This window comes from Eisenbergiella tayi (assembly GCF_001881565.1).
GTDB classification, from domain to species: Bacteria; Bacillota; Clostridia; order Lachnospirales; family Lachnospiraceae; genus Eisenbergiella; species Eisenbergiella tayi.
This window is the reverse complement of sequence record NZ_MPDJ01000001.1, coordinates 768,059-788,040: the sequence shown is the minus strand read 5'-3', so window position 1 is coordinate 788,040 and position 19,982 is coordinate 768,059. Positions and strand designations below refer to the sequence as shown.

15 protein-coding genes are annotated in these 19,982 nt (G+C 36.7%); 13 read left to right on the top strand and 2 right to left on the bottom strand.

Going from position 1 to position 19,982, the window contains the following annotated elements; translation table 11 throughout:
• The first annotated feature begins 31 nt into the window (after window positions 1–31).
• The 10 genes from BLA28_RS03200 (at window position 32) to BLA28_RS03155 (ending at window position 12,378) form a co-directional block, all read left to right on the top strand.
• Complete coding sequence (locus BLA28_RS03200; RefSeq protein WP_069155985.1) at window positions 32–1,549, top strand: DUF6056 family protein; 1,518 nt, start codon at window positions 32–34, stop codon at window positions 1,547–1,549.
• Window positions 1,550–1,672: 123 nt separating this feature from the next.
• Window positions 1,673–2,725 (top strand): glycosyltransferase family 2 protein, encoded by a 1,053-nt coding sequence (locus tag BLA28_RS03195; protein ID WP_069155984.1) that lies wholly within the window; start codon window positions 1,673–1,675, stop codon window positions 2,723–2,725.
• Window positions 2,726–2,739: 14 nt separating this feature from the next.
• Window positions 2,740–3,672, top strand: a complete 933-nt coding sequence (locus BLA28_RS03190) for a ChbG/HpnK family deacetylase (protein ID WP_069155983.1) — start codon at window positions 2,740–2,742, stop codon at window positions 3,670–3,672.
• Window positions 3,662–5,029, top strand: a complete 1,368-nt coding sequence (locus BLA28_RS03185; RefSeq protein WP_069155982.1) for a DUF3329 domain-containing protein — start codon at window positions 3,662–3,664, stop codon at window positions 5,027–5,029. Before BLA28_RS03190 ends, BLA28_RS03185 begins: the two co-directional genes overlap by 11 nt.
• Before the next feature lie 30 nt (window positions 5,030–5,059).
• Window positions 5,060–6,856 (top strand): HAD-IIIC family phosphatase, encoded by a 1,797-nt coding sequence (locus BLA28_RS03180; protein WP_069155981.1) that lies wholly within the window; start codon window positions 5,060–5,062, stop codon window positions 6,854–6,856.
• Complete coding sequence (locus BLA28_RS03175) at window positions 6,853–7,095, top strand: acyl carrier protein (protein WP_069155980.1); 243 nt, start codon at window positions 6,853–6,855, stop codon at window positions 7,093–7,095. The genes BLA28_RS03180 and BLA28_RS03175 overlap by 4 nt, the downstream gene beginning before the upstream one ends.
• Before the next feature lie 83 nt (window positions 7,096–7,178).
• Complete coding sequence (locus BLA28_RS03170; RefSeq protein ID WP_069155979.1) at window positions 7,179–8,741, top strand: MBOAT family O-acyltransferase; 1,563 nt, start codon at window positions 7,179–7,181, stop codon at window positions 8,739–8,741.
• 15 nt (window positions 8,742–8,756) lie between these two features.
• Entirely contained in the window at window positions 8,757–10,235 is a 1,479-nt protein-coding gene (locus BLA28_RS03165) for a DUF6056 family protein (protein WP_069155978.1), read from the top strand.
• 19 nt (window positions 10,236–10,254) lie between these two features.
• Entirely contained in the window at window positions 10,255–11,193 is a 939-nt protein-coding gene (locus BLA28_RS03160) for a glycosyltransferase family 2 protein (protein WP_069155977.1), read from the top strand.
• 135 nt (window positions 11,194–11,328) lie between these two features.
• The gene (locus BLA28_RS03155) at window positions 11,329–12,378 is read left to right on the top strand and encodes an SGNH/GDSL hydrolase family protein (RefSeq protein WP_069155976.1); all 1,050 of its coding nucleotides are present in this window, start codon (window positions 11,329–11,331) and stop codon (window positions 12,376–12,378) included.
• A 190-nt stretch (window positions 12,379–12,568) separates the two neighbouring features.
• Here BLA28_RS03155 and BLA28_RS03150 read toward each other — a convergent pair whose 3' ends face one another.
• Complete coding sequence (locus tag BLA28_RS03150; protein WP_069155975.1) at window positions 12,569–13,828, bottom strand: nucleotide sugar dehydrogenase; 1,260 nt, start codon at window positions 13,826–13,828, stop codon at window positions 12,569–12,571.
• Window positions 13,829–13,960: 132 nt separating this feature from the next.
• Window positions 13,961–15,424, bottom strand: coding sequence for an MBOAT family O-acyltransferase (locus BLA28_RS03145; RefSeq protein WP_069155974.1), 1,464 nt, complete (start codon window positions 15,422–15,424; stop codon window positions 13,961–13,963).
• A 338-nt stretch (window positions 15,425–15,762) separates the two neighbouring features.
• Between BLA28_RS03145 and BLA28_RS03140 the strand changes: the two genes are divergently transcribed.
• From BLA28_RS03140 to BLA28_RS03130, 3 genes are all read left to right on the top strand, one after another.
• Window positions 15,763–17,178, top strand: a complete 1,416-nt coding sequence (locus tag BLA28_RS03140) for a hypothetical protein (protein WP_069155973.1) — start codon at window positions 15,763–15,765, stop codon at window positions 17,176–17,178.
• 152 nt (window positions 17,179–17,330) lie between these two features.
• Window positions 17,331–18,857, top strand: coding sequence for an MBOAT family O-acyltransferase (locus BLA28_RS03135; RefSeq protein WP_069155972.1), 1,527 nt, complete (start codon window positions 17,331–17,333; stop codon window positions 18,855–18,857).
• A gap of 50 nt (window positions 18,858–18,907) precedes the next feature.
• Window positions 18,908–19,969, top strand: coding sequence for a hypothetical protein (locus BLA28_RS03130; RefSeq protein ID WP_069155971.1), 1,062 nt, complete (start codon window positions 18,908–18,910; stop codon window positions 19,967–19,969).
• Window positions 19,970–19,982: the final 13 nt, after the last annotated feature.

The following is a 19,982-nucleotide window of genomic DNA, read 5'->3' as shown; positions in this document are numbered from 1 at the left end:
TACACATAAGGTAATATTTGAGGGATACGCAATGGTTTATAAAAATAAAATAAAACAAAAAAAATTTAGTATCATAAAAATTTCTTTTACTTTAATAATAATATTATTTTTTATATTGAGTTTAATCCCATTACTATATATGTGCCGTTATGTGCATGCATCAGGTGATGATTATGGATATGGAATGTTGCCACATTTGGCATGGCTTAATTCCCACTCTTTTGTCGAAGTATTAAAAGCAGCAGGTGCAACTGTTCGAGAATATTATTATGGCTGGCAGGGAACTTGGGCATCCATTTTCTTGTTTTCTTTACAGCCAGAGGTTTTTTCACCTGACTTGTATTGGATAGTGCCAATTATCATGATTTTTCTGACAGTTATAAGTACGTCATTGCTCTTATTTTATATATTAGTTAAAAAACTTGAATTTCCATTAACTGCATATGGTATTATAAATAGTTGCCTTCTACTTATGATGATTCAGTTTGTTCCAAGCACGAAATCTGCAATATTTTGGTATAATGGAACTGCACATTATATTATACCGTATTTCTTTGCAGTATTAGCAATTTATTCATTTTTTAAGTTTATTGATACTTATTCGTATAAGGTATGGTTAGTGGCTCTGTTTTCAATGTTTATGCTTGGTGGAGCCAATTACCTGGCAGCTTTACTTGCTCCAATCATTTTGTGTTTCTTGCTCATTGTTTATGGAAAAAAAAGGCGAAAGTCCTTTTTGTTATTGATACCTCTTGCAGTGGAGATGATAGGTCTGGGGATTAGTATGTGTGCACCAGGTAATTTTGTACGGGGAGGAGAAGAGTTATCGCTAACATTTAGTAAATTAGTTAGTACAATTATAAAATCATTCGAACAGGGCTTTATTACAATTATTGAGTATATTAAAGACAAGCCTGTAGTTTTTATAATCATGTTATTTATGGTCATAGTTGTATGGGAATCACTTATCTCTAAGCCGCTAAATTTTAAGTATCCCTACCCTTGTATATTTGTTGTGGCAATGTTTTGTGTTTACTGTGCTATGTTTGCGCCTGTCATATATGCCGGCACAGAAGTTTCGGGAGGTGTTCCCAATACCATTTTTCAGGTGTTTTTACTTACGGTAACAGCAGACATTGTATATGTTTTAGGATGGGGAAGGAGGAAATCGAAAGAAAGAAGTGAAAAAACAGGTAAAAGGGCATTTTATTTGGAACCGGTTAAATTCAGAAGAATAGTATCAATACCATCAATAATTGTGTGCGTTATTTTTGTGTTTTTTTGCAGAGGTAATTTGCGGGATATGACGATGTTTAAGTGTATTGATTACGTGGTTAGTGGTCAGGCGGATGATTATAAGTTGCAAATGGAAGAAAGACTCTCTCTTTTATTGGATCCCAGCCTTAGAGAAGTGGAACTCCCTGAGATTAATCAGGAACAGGGACCGTTAATGCATATGGAGGTATTAGCAGATCCAAATGCGTGGACGAATCAGGTAGTAGGTCAGTTTTATCAAAAGGACAAAGTAGTTGGTGTTAAAAGAAAGTAAATTATATCAATTAGTAGGTTTTTCTTGGAGAGTTAGACAGACTAGTTTTCTTGTGATAGAATAAACCGATAGTTGATAAAAATATATTTATATGCATTATTCGGAGCGTTAAAGGAGTGTGTGATGTCTGAATCAATAAATTGTATTGAAGAAAATAGTAACATAGACAGAGGCAGTATATTGTACTTAGTAGTCCCCTGCTATAATGAAGAAGAGGTTATTATAACCTCTTCTCAAAAAATGAAAGACAAAATGCAGAGGTTGGTTAATAATGGTTTTATTTCTCCAAAAAGCAAGATAATGTTCGTCAATGATGGAAGCAAAGACAATACATGGAAGATAATTCATGCTCTGTGTAAGGCAGATAATATTTTTTCTGGGCTTAGTTTTTCCAGAAATTATGGACATCAGAGTGCAATATTGGCAGGAATGCTGACTGCCCGGCAATATGCTGATATGGTAGTGACAATAGATGCTGATTTGCAGCAGGATATTGAAGCACTTGATGAATTTATTAAATGCTATAATGATGGTTGTGAAATAGTGTATGGAGTGCGTAATGATCGGGATACGGATGGTTTTTTCAAAAAGACAACTGCAACATTATTCTACAAAATAATGCATATCCTGGGGTGCAATGTTTTAAGTAATCATGCTGATTATCGATTGTTGTCAAAAAAAGCGTTGGATGCGCTTGCTGAACATAATGAAGTGAATTTGTTTCTGCGTGGACTTATTCCTACTATGGGATTTCAATCTGACGTGGTATATTTTGATGTTAAAGAAAGGGAAGCCGGGAAATCAAAATATACATTAAAAAAGATGATGACTTTGGCCGTAGATGGGATTACATCAATGAGTACAAGGCCGATTCAAATTATTACACTGATAGGTTTTTTTGTCAGCCTGTTTAGTGTAATAATGATAATATATTGTATATGGGACTGGTTTTCCGGCCACAATGTGCCTGGATATACAACAACTCTGGTGGTTTCGCTGTTAATGGGGGGATTGACTATTTTTTCTCTTGGTATCGTTGGAGAATATGTGGGTAAAATATATCTGGAGGCTAAAGCTAGGCCAAGGTATATTGTAGAATCGTTTATTTGGAAAGAAGGAGATACTTTAGATTTTTCGAATAGTTACAGTGATAAGGAAGGCGTTGACTTACAATAGATGGAGACGGAGAAATGAGTAAAATAGACATACATGCAGATGATTATTGTTTGTCCCCCCATACATCTGAGGATATATTAAACTGTATCAGAGCAGGAAAGCTTGACAGTATCAGTGTTGTTACAAATATGTCCTGTTATGAGCAGTATGCGCAAAAATATCTCGACGAAAAGGATTCTTGGCATCAGCTACTGAAGTTATCTGTACATCTTAATTTTATGGAGGGACATTGTTTGGCACGGGTAGAGGATGTGCCGGATCTTGTAGATAAAAATGGATATTTTAATATATCATGGGGAAATTTGTTTTTATGGAATTATTCTCCCCGAAAATATGTGCGAATAAAAAAACAGTTAAAATCGGAAATAAAGGCGCAGGTAGAAAGATTTATAGATTTTTTTGGAGACAAACAAGCTATAAGGTTTGACAGTCATCAGCATACACATATGATCCCTATATGTTATTGGGCTTTGCTTGAAGTAATAGTAGAACAACATTATAAAACAGAATATATTCGTATTACGAAGGAGCCAATAATTCCCTATCTAATAAATATTTCTTTGTGGAAAACATATAAACCTGTAAATTGGATTAAAAATCTGTTATTAAACTTTTATGCTTTGGGAATGGAAAAGACGATAGAGGAGAATAAGCCGTCATGGCAGGAAGATAATATGCCGATGTATCTATGGGGGGTATTAATGAGCGGTAAGATGGATGTAAAACGGGTGACAAAGCTTTGGAGTGATATGAGTCAGAAGGCACAGACAAAGGGAAGGAAACTGGAGGTATTGTTTCATCCGGGCGCAGCAGCAGCAGATGAAATGGGGGAAGAGTTTTGTAATCAGGAAGCCAATAAATTCTATCTTTCCGAGGGAAGAAACATAGAATATGAATGCGTGATGGAATTGGAAATCAGATTGCAGAGGAAATTGTATGAGCATTGAAAAAAAACGTAGAATTACATTTGGTATTGCAGTTTTGTTAGCATTTGCAGCTATATTGATTTTCAATATATTTACTCCATATATGACGGATGATTTATCATATAAAGCGACAGTTCTTAAAGCAGGTTCTTTTCTGGAGCTTATTAAACAGGAATATGATCAATATATGACTTGGACTGGAAGAAGTGTCGGTCATATAATATTGAGATTTTTTCTGCGGGGAAGCAAGGCGGTTTTCAATGTTTTTAATAGTTTTATCTTTACATTATTGACACTCTTAATATATTGGAATATTGATCATAAAAATCAGTATGATACTTCAGTATTTATTCTTATTAATCTTCTTTTATGGCTGTTTGGAGTAATGTTCAGCCAAACCGTTCTTTGGGAGACGGGGGCGTGCAACTACCTTTGGGGAAGTACCATAATTATGTCTCATGTTACCTTATATCATTGGTTGATAAAGAAAACAGTGCGCGGGAGAGCAACAAAGGCACTTCTTTGGAGTCCTGTTCTGCTTTTCACAGGTGTATTGTCTGGTTGGTGTAATGAGAATACCTCCGGGGGAGGGATTTTGTTCGTTGTTATCCTATTATGCTCTTACTTTTTCGGAAAGAAAGATAGAAAATTGAAACCCTGGATGATAACGGGACTCCTTGGCCAGTTGATTGGATTTGGTTTTCTTGTTGCCGCACCGGGAAACCGTATAAGGGCACAGTTTATGGAAGAGGAACATACGGGGATTTTTGCTATTGTTTCGAGATTTCAAAAAATTACTCTTGCAATAGAAAGTAATTTTTTATTACTTATAATTTTTGTTTTAGTAATAGCTGTGGTCATCCGTTTGGGTAAGAAATCTTGGAAAGAATTTATTGAAAAGCACTTTTTATTTGTAGTCTGGAATCTTATTTTTTTAGCAACCTGTTATGCGTTAATTCTGACTGCGGAACCAATGCCAAGAGCTTATTTTGGGGCTGGGGTATTTCTGATAGCAGCTGTTGTTCAGGGGTATACGGATATTTCTGACAACGATGTTTATTTCAAAACATTAAAAAGTAGCTTTATTGCCGTATTGTCTGTTATATTGTTTTTTACTTATATGGACAGCGGTGCCAATATGATAAGGATTTACAGAGAATATCATGAAAGAGAAGTATATTTGGAAGAGAAAGCCGCCGCAGGGGAAAAGGATGTAACAGTCCCAATGCTTCGGCCGGGATTTGAAACAAAATACAGTGATGGCTATCAATCTGATATTACAGATGATCCGGAGTATTGGATTAATGACGCTTACGAGCAGTTTTATGGAATAGAAAGGATTTCAGCCGTACCCAGAGAAGGATGGACAGAATATTAAAAAAGTGGTTCCGTATAGGAGATTTACATTATGTTAAAAGAGTTGGATTATCCCTTTGATGCAGAATATATCCTTAAAAAATCTAAAAGTCTCCGCAGGCAGCTGTTATCAGATGGAAACCTGAAGATCCATAAGAAAATTGCTGTATTGGGTGGAAGCACTACGCATGATATTATCAGGATTTTGGAATTGTTTTTGCTGAATCAGGGGATAGAACCGGAGTTTTATGAATCAGAATATGGAAGATACTGGGAGGATGCGGTATTTGGTTCTGAAAAGCTTGATGAGTTTCAGCCGGATGTGATTTATATTCATACCAGTAACAGAAATATTAAAGTATGGCCGGCTTTGGGGGATAGTGATGAAGTGGTTGCAGATAAGCTGGATACTCAGTATACTCATTTCGAAAAGATGTGGGAGGTAGCTGCTGATAAGTGGAACTGCCCAATAATACAGAACAATTTTGAACTGCCATTTTACCGTACTCTTGGAAATCAGGATGGAGTAAATGTTTGCGGAAAGACATCTTTTATAAATCGGTTAAATAACAAGTTCGCTGAGTATGCAAGAAATAATGATAACTTTTACATTAACGATATACATTATCAATCAGCAGCATATGGATTAGATGCATGGTCAGCGCCACTTTATTGGCACATGTATAAATACTCCTTGTGTCTGTCGGCAATTCCATGGCTTACCCATAATATTGCCAATATAATCAAGTCTATATATGGAAAGAACAAAAAATCTCTGGTACTTGATTTGGATAATACATTATGGGGAGGAGTAGTGGGGGAGGATGGGCCGGAGAATCTGGAGCTGGGTCCAGAAACATCCATGGGACAGGTTTACATGGAAGTTCAGAGCTATATAAAAGAGTTAAAAACGCTTGGAGTAATGCTTAATGTAGATTCCAAAAATAATGAGGAAAATGCTCTGGCGGGTTTGCTGCATCCGGATGGAATTTTAAAACCTGAGGATTTCCTGGTGATAAAGGCTAACTGGGAACCCAAGAGTAAAAATATTATGGAAATTGCGGCCCAACTGAATATTCTTCCTGACAGTTTGGTTTTTGTAGACGATAATCCGGCGGAAAGGGAAATAGTCAGGGCGCAGGCAAGTGGGGTAAGTGTTCCGGAGATAGGTGTTCCTGAAGACTATATTCGCAATTTGGATCATGGTGGCTATTTTGAGGTTACCAACATATCAAATGATGATTTAAAGCGCAATGATATGTATAAGGCTGATAGGAAAAGGCAGGAACAGCAGTCAGCGTTTACTGATTACAGGGATTATTTGCTTTCTCTGAATATGAAAGCTGAAATCGCCCCCTTTTCTTTCCGTTATATGAGCAGGATAGCCCAACTGACAAATAAAAGTAATCAGTTTAATCTTACAACTAAAAGATTCACACAGGGAGAAATTGAGAAGATTTCTGCTGACGAAGGTTATATTACGTTATACGGTCGGCTGGAGGACCGTTTTGGTGATAATGGTGTTGTTTCTGTTGTTATAGGGCGCATAGAAGATAAAAGGCTTCATATTGAATTATGGCTGATGAGCTGCAGGGTATTGAAACGAGATATGGAATATGCTATGATGGATGCTCTGGTTAAGGAGTCTTTGCGGTATGGTATTAACACCGTTTACGGCTATTATTATCCTACAGCAAAAAATAAAATGGTTCAGGATTTTTATTTGCTGCAGGGATTTGAAAAAGTGGAAGAGAATGAAAGCGGGACGATTTGGAGACTTGAGCTATCTGAACAATATGAAAACAAGAATCGGGTAATTGAATTAATGAATACGGAGGAAGAATTATGAGTAGAGAAGAGGTATTTGTAAAGCTGAATGAAGTATTTCAGGATGTGTTTGATGATGAGAGTATTACAGTTAACGATGCCACCACGTCAAATGATATAGCAGATTGGGATTCTTTGGAACATATTAATTTGATTGCTGCTGTTGAGCAGGAGTTTGGAGTAAAGTTTAATATGGGCCAGGTGATAACAATGGTAAACGTAGGTGAAATGGTTGATATAATTCTTATGCAGTTGATGTAATTGATAAAATTAAGTAAATTACTAAATTAATTTTGTTTGCAATAGTAATTGAACTTTAATCTGAAGTAGAAAGGAACAGGAATTTGTCAATAACATCCTTTTATTTTCTGATATTTTATGCTTTTATTTTGTTCATATATTATAATGTGCCTAAGTGGATGCAGTGGAGCGTCTTGCTTGCTGCCAGTTTATTTTATTTCCTTACTTCTGGAAATTCCATATTAATACTATATCCACTTACGGCGACTGCAATAAGCCACTTTGGTATTCGAACTATTGTTAGGATAGAAAGCGACAGAGAAGAACTGAAAAGAAAAGGAAAGAATCCGGATTTTATAAAAAGAAATGTTCTTTGTGCTACTGTTATAGGAATTCTGATATTTCTTATTACTTTTAAGTATATAAATTTTGTGATCAATACTATTAATGGAATAGGAAATTTTTGGGGGAGAAATACGGTTTTATTTCCTGTAGTTAACTGGTTGGTGCCTTTAGGTATATCTTATTATTCCCTATCATTGATTGGTTATGTTGCAGATGTTTATTTTGGTATTGCAAAACCAGAGAATAATTTTGGTAAACTTGCTGTTTATGGAATGTATTTCCCAGTGATGATATCCGGCCCTATCTTAAAATATCGTGAAGATGGAGAACAGTTTTTTCAACCTCATTTTTTTGATTATACACATGTTACCCGCGGAATGCAGAGAATGCTATGGGGATATTTTAAAAAGCTGATAATTTCAGAGAGAATGGCAATAATAGTTAACACTGTTTATGGAAATTATGCAGATTACCCTGGGGGATATATATGGATTGGCACAATTTGTTTTGCATTTCAATTATATACTGATTTTTCAGGCTGTATGGATATAGTGCTCGGAATGTCGGAGACATTTGGTATCAGGCTGCCAGAAAATTTTGAGAGGCCTTTCTTTTCTAAAAATATATCTGAGTACTGGCGCAGATGGCACATAACTTTGGGAATTTGGATGAAGGAGTATGTTTTCTATCCACTTCTTCGAACCTCTTTTTTTATAAAGTTTGGGAAAAAACTTCGAAAATGTTTTGGAAAAAAATGGGGAAAGCAGTTAACTACATTTACAGCAATGTTTTTCCTATGGTTTACGGTAGGAATATGGCATGGAGGAAGCTGGAAGTATATAATAGGTTCAGGTTTGCTTCATTGGTTTTATATAGTGTGCGGTGAAATTTCATCTCCCTGGACTGATAAAGTTATGTATAAGCTGCATTTAAAGGATGAATCTTTCGTAATGAAGTTATTCCGTATTTTCCGTACTTTTTTTCTTGTTAATATTGGATTTGTTTTTTTTCGTGCTGCAAGTGTTTCGGATGCTGTAAAAATGTTAAGAGCAGCAACAGTAAATAATGTAGTGGATATTATAAATGGTGGATTCTTGCAATTAGGACTTGATTGGATTGAAATTGTTATATCTATAATGGCATTATTCCTTTTGTTTATGATTTCATTAATGCAGAGGAACGGCTCGGTAAGGGATAGAGTTGCAGATAGAAATATATTTCAAAGATGGGTCATCTGGTATGCATTGTTATTTATGGTAATATTATTAGGGTATTATGGCCCTGGTTATACTGCAGCAGAATTTATTTATCAGGGATTTTAAGAAAAGGACTGTATAATGATACAAGATAAAACGGAAAAAAGAATTGCTGTTTTTCTTATTATTGTTTTTATTTTTGGATTGATACCAATACTTGTTATTGCAAAATATAATTATCCCTGCGCGGATGATTTTGGATTCAGTGCATATAGTCGTATTGCATGGAAAGAAACGCATTCGCTTCTGCAGGTACTAAAAGGTGCAATAATTACTGTAAAAGATAGGTGGTTGGGATGGCAGGGGACCTTTTCCAGTATATTTGTGATGGCTTTGCAGCCGGCAATATTTGGTGAGGCATGGTACCGTGTTGTACCCTGGATTATGATTGGGGTAATGAGCCTGAGTTCAGCTTTTTTATTCCATGTTATACTGAGGGTATGTATGTCAGTCAGAAAGTCCATATATGTATGCATAACCATGCTCTACTTATTTTTCGCTCTGGAGTGTATGATAGATAAAACCCAGGGCTTTTTCTGGTTTAATGGTGCAGCGCATTATATGATTCCTCATAGTGTTGCGGTAGTCTTGTGTGGGTTGATTATTCTGCTTTTTAAGGAGGACAGACATAAAATCAGAAGAATGTTGGCAGCATGTGTGGCATCTTTATTTGTGGGGGGAAGTAATTATGTAACAGGTTTGAGCATAATAATTTTATTTGTTGTAGTCTTGGTAGTAGTCATATATCTGAAAAGAAGAAAATATTTGAAAAGATTATTGCTTCCACTCGTATTTTTTACTGTTGCGTTTCTGGTCAATATATGTGCTCCTGGTAATATAGTAAGGCAGGAAGAAGTATTATACCGCCCCGGAGTAGCAAAATCGATATTAATGTCGTTTTATTATTGTGTGGAATATTTTACTGAATCATGGTTTGACTGGACATATATTATTTTCATATTATCAATTATTCCTTTTTTATGGGAAGTTGTAAAAACAGTGGGAAATAAATATCGGTACCGTTTTCCTTTGCTTGTTCCCATAGCTTCTTTTTGCTTTTTATCTGCAATGTTTACGCCAAGTCTTTATGCTATGGGGGAGGCTGGTGGGGGAAGGATATTCAACATTATATTTCTTGATTATCTTTTTCTAATTATATTGAATTTATATTATGTATTAGGATGGATTTATCGGCACTGTCGTGTGGATGAAAGTAATGAAAGCTGTATAGCAAAAAAAGAAACTAAATTATACTTAATAACCGTTTTGATAATGACTGTGTTTATTGGAGTGTTGTATTGCAAAGTAAATCCTGATTATTTTACAAGTGTTTCAGCAGTGAAATCACTTGTTTCAGGAGAGGCGAAAGAATACGGAAAGGAGACAATGGAGCGTACGCTAAGACTTCAAAACAATACGCATTCTGAGTTAGAATTATCGTTATTAAAAACCAAACCATTTTTACTGTATTATAGTGATATAGGGATGGAAGAGAATGATTGGAAAAATAGTTCAATGGAAAGATATTATCAAATAGATAATATAATTGGAGTGGAATAAGCTCAAACGGGAGGTTAATATGGATAAAATTGCGGTATTAATACCTTGCTATAATGAAGAGAAAACGATTGAAAAGGTGATATCAGATGCTAAGAAAGCTTTGCCGGAGGCAGTGATTTATGTTTATGACAATAATTCATCTGACAAAACGGTTGAGCTTGCCTTAAGGGCAGGTGCGGTGGTTCGACATGAGTATAAACAAGGTAAGGGGAATGTAATACGCCGTATGTTCAGGGAAATTGATGCGATGTGTTATATAATGATAGACGGAGATGATACCTATCCGCTTGAAAATGCCCGAAAAATGTCCGAGAGGATTTTAAACTATGGTGCTGATATGGTGGTGGGAGACAGATTGTCTTCTACATATTATGAAGAAAATAAAAGACCTTTTCATAATTTTGGAAATAGTCTTGTTAAGAAAAGTATTAATATTCTTTTTGGTTCCGAAATTCAGGATATTATGACTGGTTACAGGGCCTTTAGTTATCTATTTGTAAAAACGTTTCCGGTTCTTTCAAGGGGCTTTGAAATTGAAACTGAAATGACCATACATGCGGTAAATAATAATATGCAGGTTGAAAATGTGATTGTAAATTACCGGGATCGACCGGAAGGAAGCGAGTCAAAGTTAAATACCTATTCGGATGGTATCAAAGTATTATTTATGATATTAAAGATGTTCAGGCAGTATAAACCATTAAGTTTTTTTGGAATAATGGCTGTTATACTTACGCTGGGAAGCGTCATATTTTTTATACCGGTATTGCGTGATTTTGTATATACGGGATTGGTCGCAAAATTTCCGACTTTAATTGTTTGTTGTTTTGTGGAATTAGCAGCTATCCAGTCGATTTTTGCAGGATTGATTTTGCATAATCTTCAGGTACAGGATAGAAGAGACTTTGAAAACAAGCTTAATTGTGCATATGATTCATATCAGTATAAATGTCAGTGAAATAGAAACAGATATATTTTCCTTTCCCTTAAGAATTAATGAAGTATCTTGTATGTTAATATAATATGCTATATACTGAAGATGGTTAAAAAAGCATATATGCTGTATATGATTATGGCAGAATGAGAGGAAATAATGAAAAATAAAAGGAAAAGAACTTTTTTGTTACTTATTATAGGTTTATTAATATTCACATATTTATTATCTGGATGTGGAAACTCTCAAAGTACAAAGAATAATGTAACAGAAACGGCATCTATAGATTATGAAGAAGAGATTAAACGGCTAAAGGAAGAAAATGAAGAATTAAAGGAAGAACTTGCAAAATATTTGCCTGTTACAGAAACAACGCCAACGGAATCAGAGACGGTGACGGAACAGGCAAATTCTTCTGAAGAGACTGTATCGGACAACGAAGTTCCTGCAGAAGAAAGAAAGCAGATTGTTGTATTTGGTGATAGTATTTGGGATAGTGCAAGAGATGAGTCTGGTATTGCTGCACAGGTTGCAAATTTTATGAATGCGGATGTATATAATTGTGCAATTGGCGGTACAAGGGCTACGCTTAAGGATGGTGAATCTCCCGATGATTATGAAAATTGGGATTCCACTTCTCTTTCCGGGTTGGTTAATGTAGCGACAGGTAAAGTTGATCCAGAGAGCTTTTTGGAAGGATATCCTGCAGGAGGTGTTATACGAAACATCGATTTTGATAAAACAGATTATTTTATTATAGCATATGGATTGAATGACTATTTTTCAGGAGCCACACTTAATGTAGAGGGCGGTCGTGAATGGGATGCTCATGGTTATGGAGGAGCATTAAGGTATGCAATAGATGAGTTAAGAGGGAGTTTTCCTGATACTCAGATTTTGCTAATATCGCCTACGTACTGTCAGTTCTGGAAAGATGGTGTTATGTATACTGATAGTAATATGAAAGATTTTGGTGGGGGATCGTTAACTATGTATGCCAATGTATGCCGGAATGTTGCTGAAATGCAGAATACACTATATATTGATGCTTATAGTACGATGGGAATTAATATATATACAGCGGATGAGTATCTTGAAGATGGAATCCATTTGACTTCTGCAGGTCGCGAACTATATGCAAAAGCCGTTTCCAGTTGTTTGAAGTATGGAAAACCTGGAAAAGTCTCCGGCAATTCTGTTTATTATTAAGTATAGTTTTGTTGAAGTTTATCTTAGGGTAGCAAGTTAGAAATGATAGTAATTTTGCCTGCAATTGGTTAAGAAATAGATCATTATCTAAATCAATTGCAGGCGTAACTTTAAAGGTTGGATGCTTTGATGACTTTTTCGATAAAGTAATGTTTGTAGTATAATTTAGCATTTATCACCTAATATTTGCTCAGTCCTGATGATACAGATCTCTGGTATAAACTTTATCAATTACATCTTCCAGTTCACTATAATACCGATTAGCTACAATAACATCACTGCAGTTTTTAAATTCATTAAAATCTTTATAGACTTTGGAACCAAAAAATTCATTCTCTTTTAATACGGGTTCATATAGGATAACCATAGCTCCTTTTGCTTTCAGGCGTTTCATAACACCTTGAATAGAACTTTGACGAAAGTTATCGGAATCCGTTTTCATGGTAAGTCGGTAAATACCAATCGTGACTTTTTTTCCGCCTGTTTCAGAGATACCTTCGGATGTCTCATAAAATCCGGCCTTTATAAGAATACGTTCTGCTATGAAATCCTTTCTTGTACGATTAGAGTCCACAATAGCTTGGATAATATTTTCTGGTACATTACTATAGTTGGCCAGAAGCTGCTTTGTATCTTTGGGAAGACAATATCCTCCGTAACCAAATGAAGGATTATTATAATGATTACCTATCCGGGGATCCAGACAGACCCCCTTTATTATTTGATCTGTATTTAATCCGTGCATTTCTGCATATGTATCCAGTTCATTAAAATAACATACACGTAATGCCAAATAGGTATTAGCGAAAAGCTTTACAGCCTCTGCTTCAGTGGGATTTATTATAAGAGTTGGAATATCTTTCTTAATAGCGCCCTTTTTCAGTAATGCAGCGAAAAGATTTGCTTTTTCTAGTAGACTTTTGTTTTCAATAGAAACCCCTACAATAATCCGCGAAGGATACAGATTATCAAAAAGTGCATGTCCTTCTCTTAAAAATTCAGGACTGAATAAAATACGTTCTGTATGATATTTTTTGCAGATGGATTCAGTATAACCTACGGGTACAGTCGATTTGATTATAATAATCGCTTTTTTATTTACGCCCAGGACTTTTTCGATAACATCCTCGACGGATGAGGTATTAAAGTAATTTTGTAAGGGATCATAATTTGTAGGTGTAGACACGATAACGATATCAGCTTCTTTGTAAGCTTGTAAGGCATCTGTGGTTGCAGTTAAGTTCAATTTTTTTGTGGTTAGATATTCCTCGACTTCTTTATCTACAATTGGTGATTTTTTATTATTAATAGCATTAACTTTTTTTGAATCTATATCTACTGCATATACTTTATTATGCTGAGATAGCAGTATTGCATTGCTTAATCCTACATAACCGGTACCTGCAATTGCTATAGTATAGAATGGATTGGGAGAATTTTTCATGCTCATTAATTTTCCTTCCTTTGAACTTTTTAATTTCCGGATTAAAGAATTTGAAAGAGTATTTACTCCATTATCAAATTGAAGTAATATTGCATTTGCCGAACTAATCTTTTATAAAAAAATGCTACAATCCTAATCTCAAAATTGCATATAAATAAACTCTGTAGAGATCCCTTTTTCCGAAAACAGTAAAATAACCAGTAACAAAAAGATATATAAAGGCCATCTGATAAAAAACCTCTGCCTGGAAATAAATCCAATAACATCTGTTTTAAGAGAAGCCCAGTCATATAAAAACAGTAGAATTATTGGCAAACAATTATAAACTACGTGATTTAAAGTAAGGCCCATCTGCAAAGCACAATCCTGTATATACACTGAAAAATGGGAAATACCGGTAAACATATTCTTCAGAACATAAATTCCATCCTGTATAGTTGCCGCCCGGAAGAATATCCATGCAAAACAAACAAGCAAAAAGGTAAAGGGAACTGTAAGAATACTAAGGAAAAAATGATAATACTTATTCCTTTGAAAAGGACTTGATTTTGCATTCCAAGGGAAAAAGCCCTCAATCACCTGATATGCACCATGGATTCCGCCCCACAATATATAATTCCAATTTGCTCCATGCCATAGACCACTGACAAGAAATGTTATCATAATGTTTATAGCATGGCGTATTTTTCCTACCCTGTTTCCTCCTAATGGAATATAGATATAATCCCTTAACCAGGAGGATAAAGAAATATGCCATCGGCCCCAGAAATCTTTGATGGAGGAAGCAAAATAAGGAGCCTTAAAATTCTGAGTTAAATTGATACCCAATATTTTCGCGGAACCCAAAGCAATATCCGTATAACCGGAAAAATCGCAATAAAGCTGTATGGCAAAGAAAAAGGTGGCCAGCACAAGGGAAAATCCCTTATAAGCAGGTAAATCGTTATATACCTGATTAACATAAACGGAAAGACCATCTGCTAAAACTAATTTTTTAAAGTAGCCCCAGGCCATTAATTTTAAACCATATGAGGCCTGATCAAATTGAAAAGTACGTGGTGTATATAATTGCGGCAGCAGCTTTTTCCCTCTCTCAATAGGCCCTTGCATAACCTTCGGGAAAAAAGAAATATAGACGGCGTAAATCCCAAAATTCTTTTCTGCGTGTATATCACCTTTATAAACATCAACAAGATAACTGATAGTTTGAAAAATGTAAAAAGATATTCCGATAGGTAATGCCAGCTTCAGAGTAAAAGGCTGCATGGGAATAGACAGCTTATCGAAAAGCAAAGCTATGTTCTCGGTAAAAAAATTAAAATATTTAAAGAAAAACAATAATCCCGTACAAATTATTATCGAAAGAGCTAGAATTGTCTTTCGATATATTTTGTCTTTCCGACGGGCATCCATTATCAAAGCAGCTATATAAGAAATAATTGTTGTAATAAGAATGACAGCTACATACTGAGGTCCCCAGCTTGCATAAAAATAGTAACTGGACATGAGAAGGATTATCCAGCGATATTTGCCGGGCACTATCCAGTAAAGGATAAAAACAATAGGGAGAAATACAGCGTAGCCAAAAGAATTAAATAACATAATGGTCACCTTTCATTTTTTGTGTCCGTATGGATATATACTAATAATCAAAATTTGAGTAAATAGTGACAGACTATCCGCATAATTGTACTATATTATACTACGAGGATGAAAAAATATACAAGTATTGGAAAATAAAATTTATATTGTTCAAGGAAATTATGATATATTCGGCCAGAAGCTTCAATAATAATGTTACAGTGTATAATAAACAATATCTAATATCACTGTGAGGATTATAAAGAATCTTGACATATAGGAAAATAAGATTATAATACACATCAATGAGGGGAAAACTGAATAGAACATTTTTACTAACTGCTGTATAGGAGGCAAAATTGAAAAGAGAATTTCCCCCCATAAAGAAGCTGGAAAAAGTAAATGAGAAATCTTTTTCCGCTATATTACTTGCTATTTGTCTATGTTTCTATCTTTTTTTCGCCTTTTACGACGGCGCCGTCATCTGTGTAGACTCTCCCGGCTACATCAGCATGCGCCTTTCCCGTGAGCCGTTCTACCCGCTCCTGCTGGCATTTTTCAGAAAACTATTTTCGTCATTCGCCAACGATTTTTACTTAACAGCCGTCGCCTTTTTCCAAAGCATACTTATGGCAGCTGCTACATGGATCCTGGTAAGATACATTTGGAAAGAACTGAAACTGCCTAAATTAATCGCATTTCTCAGCCTGTTAATGCCCCTTGCTGTCTCCTTTTTATGCCGTTTTGCCGCCAAAAGAGAATCCATGTATTCCAACAGCATTCTTACAGAAGGAATAGCCATATCACTGTATCTGTTGTTTTTCCGATATTTATTGGAGTACTGCATCCACCAAAGCAAAAAAAGCCTTCTTTTAAGCAGTATACTGGTCTTTATTATGATATCTACCAGAAAGCAGATGTTCGTTACTCTGGCACTCCTGGTTTTATGTATCCTTATCGTAAATGTAATTCATAAAAAAGCCATCAGGGGAATTCTAGTCCTGTCACTATGTACGTTTGCAATAGTAGGAAGCGCCACGCTTCTGGATATGGGGTATAATTATGCTCTCCGCGGAAATGCGGTCAGGCACACCAATGACAACCGCTTCATCACTACCATGGCATTTTATACGGCAGAAAGAAGCGATGCCGCGTATATTAATGATGAAGAGGTTCGGGATGTCTTTTTGGAGGTATACGATGTCTGCGATCAAAAAGGCTACCTGAAACACAGTGCCGAAGAAGGCTGGTTTAACCGGGTGACTCATTTCGGCGATTACTACGACTGTATACAGATAAACACAATGGGTCCTATCATCACTCAATATGTGCAGGAACATTATGAAGGCGGCGAAGTAGAGCTGGGGGAAAAAGTGGATCAGATTATGAGCACGATAAATATATCAGTCATGCCTCACAATGCCATGAACATACTGGGTTCATTCCTGGACAATGTCCTTTCCGGCCTGATAACCACTGTTGCCAAACGGAATATCCTTTTAAACTGGTACAGTTTTTTCATATATATTATTTATATTCTTCTGCTGATATGGAACATCAGAGTCAGAGGCCATATAAAAACCGCGATTTTGGCGGGATTAACGCTGCTGGCAATCATAGGAAACGTAACACTGGTTTCCCTGGTAATTTTCTGCCAGACAAGATACACCATCTATAACATGGGATTGTTCTATATCTGCCAGATTATAATGCTGTATAATCTAATCCGGCATGAACATCTGCTGCATATAACATCTAAGAATCAAAATCTGTAAATCTGTCAGGGTACAGCGCTACTGTGTACCCTAACATAAATTTGCCTTGTTTTACAATTTTTCTTGTAAATCGTCACACTTTGGGCTAAACTGATTAATGCATAACGTATCAAAAAATAATCGTCAAAATATGTATTTCATGGAGAGCCCATATGCTTTTTAATTCCTATATATTCCTGTTTCTATTTCTTCCATTATGTCTGGGTGGCTACTATCTGCTGGCGCACTTCGGAAAAGCAAAGCCTGCCAAGCTGTGTTTGACAGGTTTTTCCCTATGGTTTTACGGGTATTTTAATCCAAGCTACCTTCTTATTATGCTGTTCAGCATTCTGTTTAACTACTGTATCTTCCGGCTGATTATATCCGCCCGAAAGAAAAATCGTATGAGCGGAATAGCAGGCAGCAGATTTTGGATGACAATCGGGGTCTTAAGCAACCTGGGTATCCTGTTCTATTTCAAATACTACGATTTCTTTATTGAAAATGTAAATGCGGTCTTTGATACTTCATTCATGTTAAAGGGGATTTTGCTGCCTCTGGGAATCAGTTTTTTTACCTTCCAGCAAATCGGCTTTGTGGTGGATTCATACCGGGGTGAGATAGAATCCTGCTCTTTTCTGGACTATTCCCTGTTCGTTTCCTTTTTCCCTCAGCTGATAGCGGGGCCTATTGTAAACCATAATGAAATGATGCCTCAGTTTGAACAGATTGGGCATCGGCAGATGGATTGGAACCAGTTCACTTCAGGAGTATATTTATTTACTCTGGGTATGGTAAAAAAGGTTCTTGTAGCGGATACTTTTGGCAAAGCGGTAAACTGGGGATATTCCAATGTATCAGGCCTGACCGGTGTGGACAGTGCGCTGCTGATTCTTTTTTATGTCCTGCAGCTGTATTTTGACTTCAGCGGGTACTGCAACATGGCCAGGGGGCTTGGATGGCTTTTCGGAATAGAGATACCGGTTAACTTCAATTCACCATATAAAGCTGTGGATATTGTTGATTTCTGGAAAAGATGGCATATTACGCTGAGCCGCTTTTTCACAAAATATGTCTATATCCCGTTGGGGGGAAACCGGAAGGGCAGGGGACGTATGTATGGCAACCTGTTCATGATTTATCTGCTCAGCGGAATCTGGCATGGCGCCGGATGGACCTATGTATTATGGAGTGTGACACAGGGTGTTTTATATATTCTGACCCGTATGTGGCAGCTGTATAAGAAAGAAAGAAAAGTACCGGCAGCAGAAAAGGAAAAAAGTCCTTTCCTTCAGAAGCTTGTCAGGGTCGGAGGAATCCTGTTTACCTTTGTATATTTCAGTCTCACCTGTGTGTTTTTCCGGTCGGAAACCGTTGCTCAGGCTCTGGAAATTTTCCGCCGGCTGTTTACAGGGGGGATTGCAGTACCTGCTGAAGCCATGACTCAGGGCTTCAATCTGGATGAATTCTGGTATGTGATGAAGCTTCTGCATCTGGACAGGCTGCCGTACAGTCAGATGTATTTATGCGGCGGCATTACATTAATCACTTTGATAGTGGTATTTGCTGCGCCTAATGCGGATGAACTGGCGGAGCGTTTTAAACCAAAGGTATGGAATGCGTTGGTTATGGCGGGGTTGTTTTTATGGTGTGTGCTGTCCCTTTCGGGTGTCAGCAGCTTTCTGTATTTTAACTTTTAGCGCAGTATTGCCGCAAATGCGGCATGGGTATGATTTTACGAGGTATAGGAATGAAATCTTGCAAAAAATGGCTGCTGCTGTTTGGCGGCGTTTTGTTGGCGGGCCTTGTGGCAATCGCCGCGTTAGTGATATATGTGGATCCTTTTTTCCAATATCATAAACCGCTGTCTTTTTTTCCATATAAGGTGGATAATCAATTGAGCCAGAATCCGGGAATGGCCAGGAGGCTGGATTATGACAGTGTGCTGCTGGGATCGTCGATGACAGCGAGTTTTGATACGGACTGGTTTACGGAGGTAATGGGACTTCAGACTGTGAAGCTGAGCTATAATGGAGCTTTTCCGAAGGATGAAGCCAACATTATGGATATTATTTTCGATACCAAGGGCAGTTCGGTGAAAAAAATATTTATGGCAGTGGATCAGGGGGCTTTTTCTGCGGATACGGAGGCTACAAAATATCCCATACCGGAATATTTATATGATAAAAATCCTTTTAATAATGTGCAGTATCTTTTTAATAAGGATGTTCTGCTGAATTATATTTTCAAACCATTGATTGATCCTACGGAAAGAACGGACTGGACGCAGCTGTACAAGCCGTGGTGGACGGATCAGTACTATACGAAGGCAAATGTGCTGATGTATTATGTTCCCGCGGAGGAGGCGGAGCATGAGATGGCGGAGGACGCATTTGTGTCAGGTATCCGGGCCAATCTGGATGTGAATATACTTCCCTATGTCGAGGCTCATCCGGAGACAGAGTTCGTTTTCTGGTATCCTCCCTACAGCATTCTGTACTGGAATGATGTAATGCGGCAGAAGGAGCTGGATGCGGTTATAAGGGAATTGGAATATATGACGGAACAGCTGCTGGCCTATGATAATGTCAGGGTGTTCTGTTTTCAAAATAACAGGGAAATTGTATGTAATCTGAATAATTATGCGGATTATACTCATTATCATGGCGATATATGCCGATATATTGTGGAGAGTTTTAATAACGGGGACAATGAACTTACCTGGGAAAATTATGAAGAGGTGCTTTCGGATTTGAGGGAGCTTGCATCTTCGTATGATTATGAGGCTATTTATGATAACTGGTATGACTGATATCCCTGTATTT